A 6000-nucleotide genomic window follows, 5' to 3' on the forward strand; every position below is an offset into this window, starting at 1 on the left:
TCTAGCCTTTCGATCACGTGCTACAGCCCCGTTATAACAACAAGCCTCGGAGCGCAACATGGCCATAAAAATATCCACTGCCCCTTGCTGTTGGGGTGTTGATGACGTCAACAATCCTTTTCTTCCCCCTTGGCAGCATGTACTGCACGAAGCCTCGCAGGCCGGTTACCGTGGGATTGAACTAGGTCCTTATGGATATCTTCCGCTAGACGTTCACACAGTCGGTGATGTTCTGACCGCACATGATCTGCATGTGGTTGCCGGAACTATCTTCGATAACCTTGTCGACCCTCGAAACCTGTCAACTCTTCTGGAGCAGACGCACTCTATTTGCTCCTTACTTACGCACCTACCCATTATCGAGCAGGAGCCCGGCCAACGTTTCCGTATGCCCTATCTGGTTGTAATCGACTGGGGACATGAAGAACGCGACTATAACGCCGGCCATTCTGACCGGGCTCCGCGTCTCCCCCAGCAGGACTGGCAGCACATGATGAGTCACATCCGTACCATAGCCGACCTCAGCTGGAAGGAATACGGCGTGCGAACAGTGATTCACCCGCACGCCGGTGGCTATATCGAGTTCGCCGATGAGTTGGCGCAGCTGGTGGAAGATATTTCCGACGATGTTGCGGGTCTGTGCCTGGATACAGGCCATTTGTATTACGCCGGCATGGACCCGGTAACGACGCTCCGCCAGTACGGAAGTCGCCTTGACTACCTGCATTTCAAAGATATCGACCAGGCGATATTCGATCAGGTCATGGATGAACGCATTAGCTTCTTTGATGCCTGTGCCAAAGGCGTCATGTGCCCAATTGGACGCGGCGTCATCAACTACCCCGCCCTATACGACCTCATTCAAACACTGGGTTATCAGGGCTACATCACCGTCGAACAGGAGCGCGACCCACGCAACGCCAAGGGCACCCTGCACGATGTTGCGGCCAGCCGCAGCTACCTCTCTACGATCGGTTTCTAACCCACTCTGCTAAAGGACAATAACAATGATTAATGGCAGCAAGCGTATCCCCCACCCCATCCGCTGGGCCATGGTAGGAGGCGGTCGTGATAGCCAGATCGGCTATATTCATCGTTCGGCCGCCTTGCGTGATCAGAACTTTGCCTTGGTAGCTGGTGCATTCGATATCAATCCTGAACGCGGCCTCGAATTTGGCATAACACTAGGTGTCGATCCTGAACGCTGTTACCCGGACTACCTCAGTCTGTTTGAACAGGAGGCCCAGCGACCAGATGGTATTCAGGCGGTATCCATCGCCACACCCAATGGCACGCATTACGCTATTACCAAGGCGGCTCTGGAGGCAGGCTTGCACGTAATCTGCGAAAAGCCCCTGTGCTTTACAGTGGCGGAAGCTGAAACATTGCGTGAAGTAGCTTTGGCGAAAAACAGGATCGTAGGCGTGACCTATGGTTACGCCGGCCATCAACTGATCGAGCAGGCCCGCCAAATGATTGCCCAAGGCGAACTGGGCGAAATTCGGATGGTACACATGCAATTTGCCCACGGTTTTCACAGTGACTCCGTAGAGTCACAAAACGGGGCCGCCCTATGGCGTATGGACCCGCGCATAGCGGGCCCTAGCTACGTACTAGGCGATATAGGTACCCATCCGCTGTATATTTCAGAAGTTGTGCTGCCTGATCTGAAGATCAAGCGCTTGATGTGCTCGCGCCAGAGCTTTGTCAAAAGCCGTGCCCCGCTGGAGGACAATGCCTATACTCTCATGGAATATGACAGTGGTGCCATGGGCATGGTCTGGTCCAGTGCTGTAAACGCAGGTTCCATGCATGGTCAGAAGGTCCGCGTGATCGGCTCCAGGGCCAGTCTTGAATGGTGGGATGAACGTCCTAACCAGCTTTCATTCGAAATCCAGGGTCAACCAGCTCAAGTGCTGGAGCGCGGCATGGCCTACCTCCACGCCAACGCCCTGATCGACGACCGCATCGGCGCAGGTCACCCCGAGGGGCTCTTCGAGGCGTGGGCCAATCTCTACTACCGCTTCGCCCTGGCTATGGACGCGACGGACCGTAACGATAGCACGCTATTAAAAACGCTTCGTTACCCAGACATCCATGCTGGCGTCGAGGGAGTGCGTTGGGTTGAGCGCTGCGTACAGTCTGCAGATCAGGGCGGCGCATGGGTTGACTATTGACGGTAAATTGCCGTCCTCCTTGCCTTGTAAAGGACGGGGAGAACGGCTACTCCCAATCCAGGCCACAGCATGGACACCGCGCCACTGGCTTTATAAGGCACGCTTCAACCAGTGCCGCTATTATTAGCAGGTCCATAGCCTGGGTCACAGCCACCACAGTACTAGCAACCGCAAAAACCACCCCTACCCATGCAGACACGTCTGGACGGATTTCTCTTGGCTTGGTCCTTAGCTGCAAGCAGGAGCTCTTATGTCACCACTTATTAGCCAGCCTTCATGGATGTGGCACAGGTTCTTTTTTATATTTCCTTCAGGCTTACTGTTCTGCAGACATAGAATCACCCTATTAAAGGCTGCTAATAGATTGATCACGAACAAAGTAGTAGGAACGCTTTTACTTACTGGCACCATCATAACTGTCAGTGGCTGCTTCGAAGGGAAAGAGGTGCTGAAACCAAAATATAGGGATGGCGAGTACAACCTGCGCTGAGTGGCGTGATTCCAGCTAACCCCGCTGCAACGTGCGAGGTCAAGAACTTCGTAGATGTGTTTGTGCTGACCAACACGTGTCACCAACTCGGTCACCTCAAACCTGCTTACGCTGCTTCAGCATTAAGGGGCTCTGCTTGCAGCCTAGCCTGCATCTATGCTCATGCTGCTGCGCGTGAAGCGATTATCTGCAAGGTAAGCAGCTCGCTTGGAGACGAGGTTGTTAAGTGGCGGCAAAACCACTCTCGATTACCTCACTAACTGGAGCCGGGGGCTTGTCCTGGTGCAGTTAGTTGACTGTAGTCAGACAAACCAAAGTACTGCTGACAACACTCAGATTCCTTTATTTATCTCAGTAGCCCGTATTAGCCAGCGCTGCCTTGGGTGGGTTTGTATTTAATGAAATTGTCGCGCCTTGCCCTAACCTCAAAGGACCATCCCTTACGGCTGAGTCTGCTTTTAGGCTTCCTCTTTTTTCAACCACTCTAATGAGTCTTCAAAAGAAACTGGGCGGCTGAATAGATAGCCCTGCACCAGGGTTCCTCCTAGATCGGCAAGCACCGCCATCTCCTCTTGTGTCTCGACACCTTCGATAATGCAATCCAGCTGCATATCCTGGCTTAGGCCAATCAGAGATTTCACTATTTTGTAACCCGCAGGATTGTCCTGGATGTTGGTCACAAAGCTGCGATCAATCTTCAGCTTCGTAAAGGGAAGCGCATGAAGCTGGCTCAGGCTCGAATAGCCTGTACCGAAGTCATCCATAGAGATCCCGCAACCCAATCTGCGAAACTGCTCAATGGCCTGCTTCATTTGAACGACATCCTGCACGATTGCCGTTTCAGTAATCTCCAGATCAAGTCTGGATGGATTAAAACCGCTTCCCCTAATTACATCTATGATGCGTTGGACACTCTCACAGGTTCCACAGTCATGAGCTGACAGGTTGAATGACAAGCGTATCTCACCAGGCCATGAACATGCCTTATGCAATGCCTGGTTTAACAGCGCCAGGGTCAAACGGTTGATCAAGCCAGTGCGCTCAGCAACTGGAATGAACCGGTTGGGCGGCACAAAACCGAGTTCTGGACTTTGCCATCTGGCCAATGCTTCAAAGGCTACGGTCGTGCGAGTGGACCAGTCGATAATCGGCTGAAACAGCACGTATATTTCAAGGTCGAAATTAGCTCTCCGTAACGCCTGCTCCACCTCAACTGCAGAGTGCAGCTCTTCATAGTGGCTCTCTGAAAAGAGGCATACCGTGCCAGGGCTATGGCGCTTGCCTTGATACAGCGCATAGTCTGCAAACTCGTATAACTGAATTGCGCTACCAGCCATTCGTGGAAAGGTGGCGATACCAACCGTTGCTCCTATCTGGATAGACACATCGGCCAGCATGAACTCGGCGCGTAATGCCTGACAGACCCTCTGACCAAACGTGTTTAACTCCTCATCGCTTAGCGGATCATTAATCACTGCCGCAAACTCATCCCCTCCCAAACGCGCAATATGTACCGTCTCGCTGGCTAAGCCTTGAAGCCGCTGTGCAACCATCGCCAGAAGCCTGTCGCCTGTGCTGTGACCATACAGATCATTAACTGGCTTAAACCCATCAAGATCGATAATGCCTACTGCAAGGGATCTCCGCTTACGGGTTGCCTCGGCTAGCGCACTCTCAAGCGTGTTGAAAAACTGACGGCGATTGGGTAGTCCGGTCAGACTATCCTTATTGGCCAGGCGCAGGTTTTCATTGCTTAGCTCTTCAGTCTTTTCCTGAACATCAATCAGGTTGGTGAAATCCCGGTAATTGTTTTGCAGCACCACCAACATGGCTATGGATACGAGCAGAATGTTTATGGAGGTGGCAACAAAGGTAGGATTACCGGTCGCTGCAAAAAAAATGATGAAAGCAAGATCCACCACTGCCGTCACGATGAGCGCTGAGGAGCGCAGATGCATCAGACAAAAGATACAGACAATCACGGTAATACCCATGAAGAAGGCAACATGTGCCTGGCTGTAGGCATCACCATAGGGATACAGAGCCAACGACCAGAGCGTGAACCCTCCAGCGATCAAAGGTGCTAGCCGGTTCGTTCGCCTGAGCGTCGCTACGATAGCTTCGGTTGGGGGGATGGCTTTGACGCGCCACCAGTTTATGGCCCGTATTCCACATATAACTGTCAGAAGTGTCGGCACAAGAAGAGTCAGCCAGTAGGGCGCAGCCGCAACGTGAGTGATAGCCAAGACCCAAGAGTTGACCAACAGTACGAAATACATGAGTGGTAACTGCCGGGCTAACGCAACGTATTGGGCCTTTAGTAACCCTGGGTGGTGCTCTGGAACAGACAGGAGCTTAACCAGATAACCCATTAAGGATTTATTCATCACATGGTTCTCTGACGCGACAGTGACATCAAGATGATCTATTCAACACCAATATCTGGCGTAAGCGGATCTGCCATGAGCAGATCTCTAAGGGAGCAAAAAACCTCTTGTCTGCAGGTTGGACAGCTGCTAACCGGCAGGAGTTACCGATCAATTCATAAGACGGTTTTCAGGCGTCAGGTATAGGCCGGCGAGGAAAATGTCAAATATATGGCCTCAATTATTTGACTGACCAGCCAGCTCTTTTTCTTTGGTGCGCCACGCTGCCACGAAGAATAGCTAGCCGATAGATATTGAAAACTCTTTAGCAGGCAAATACTTAGCGAACCCAAAAAATAATGAGTTTGCCACGCCTCACTTGAGCATGTCTTGGCACGCTAGTTGTATTAGGTACTGCATGCCCGGAAGCGCTTCAGCCGTAACCCACACGACTGAAACACTTATTTTTCAAGTTCTGGCCTCACGGATACGGATAGAAGACGCCTTTACCTGACTACTTGCAGTATGGTGAATATCAGTATGTCCGTTCGTTTCTCCAAGCGTCTTTTAAAAAGTCTTCCCTTCATCGCTGCCCTGGCTTTTGGCAGTGCAGCGGCCCAAGCCGAACCGGTCGATCTGGTTAGTCTGAATCTGTCCGGTGCGGGATTTGCTCCCCATGTTCTACCTGGAATCAATGGCACCAACTATATTTTTCCAGTGGAATCCTACTTCCAGCAGTGGAGCGCCAGGGGTATCAAGACATTCCGCTTCCCCATCATCTGGGAGCGCCTGCAACCCAAGCTGGGTGGCCCGCTGGATCCTACCTATGTAGCCCTGATAGACCGCACCTTTGGTTATGCGCAAAAGCACAACATCAAGATCATTCTGGACCTGCATAACTATGCACGCTATCGCGGCCAGGTGATTGGGACCAGTGGCGTTCCGTATGCGCGCTACCAGGAAATCA

4 protein-coding genes are annotated in these 6000 nt (G+C 52.1%); 3 read left to right on the top strand and 1 reads right to left on the bottom strand.

Features of this window, described 5'->3' with window-relative positions:
- Positions 1-58: 58 nt before the first annotated feature.
- Together QWJ10_RS11775 and QWJ10_RS11780 are read left to right on the top strand one after the other, a co-directional pair.
- Positions 59-982, top strand: coding sequence for a TIM barrel protein (locus QWJ10_RS11775; protein ID WP_289926501.1), 924 nt, complete (start codon positions 59-61; stop codon positions 980-982).
- 25 nt (positions 983-1007) lie between these two features.
- Positions 1008-2177, top strand: coding sequence for a Gfo/Idh/MocA family oxidoreductase (locus QWJ10_RS11780; RefSeq protein ID WP_289926504.1), 1170 nt, complete (start codon positions 1008-1010; stop codon positions 2175-2177).
- A gap of 948 nt (positions 2178-3125) precedes the next feature.
- Here QWJ10_RS11780 and QWJ10_RS11785 read toward each other — a convergent pair.
- Entirely contained in the window at positions 3126-5054 is a 1929-nt protein-coding gene (locus QWJ10_RS11785; RefSeq protein WP_289926508.1) for an EAL domain-containing protein, read from the bottom strand.
- A 519-nt stretch (positions 5055-5573) separates the two neighbouring features.
- Between QWJ10_RS11785 and QWJ10_RS11790 the strand changes: the two genes are divergently transcribed.
- On the top strand, positions 5574-6000 hold a 427-nt coding region (locus QWJ10_RS11790), incomplete at its 3' end, for a cellulase family glycosylhydrolase (protein ID WP_289926509.1).

The organism is Pseudomonas sp. WAC2 (assembly GCF_030403525.1).
Taxonomy (GTDB): Bacteria; Pseudomonadota; Gammaproteobacteria; order Pseudomonadales; family Pseudomonadaceae; genus Chryseomonas; species Chryseomonas luteola.

What these genes read in the sequence shown, in the direction of transcription:
- QWJ10_RS11775 (WP_289926501.1), top strand. Translation starts at nt 59, where the DNA reads ATGGCCATAAAAATATCCACTGCCCCTTGCTGTTGGGGTGTTGATGAC.
- QWJ10_RS11780 (WP_289926504.1), top strand. Translation starts at nt 1,008, where the DNA reads ATGATTAATGGCAGCAAGCGTATCCCCCACCCCATCCGCTGGGCCATG.
- QWJ10_RS11785 (WP_289926508.1), bottom strand. Translation starts at nt 5,054, where the DNA reads ATGAATAAATCCTTAATGGGTTATCTGGTTAAGCTCCTGTCTGTTCCA.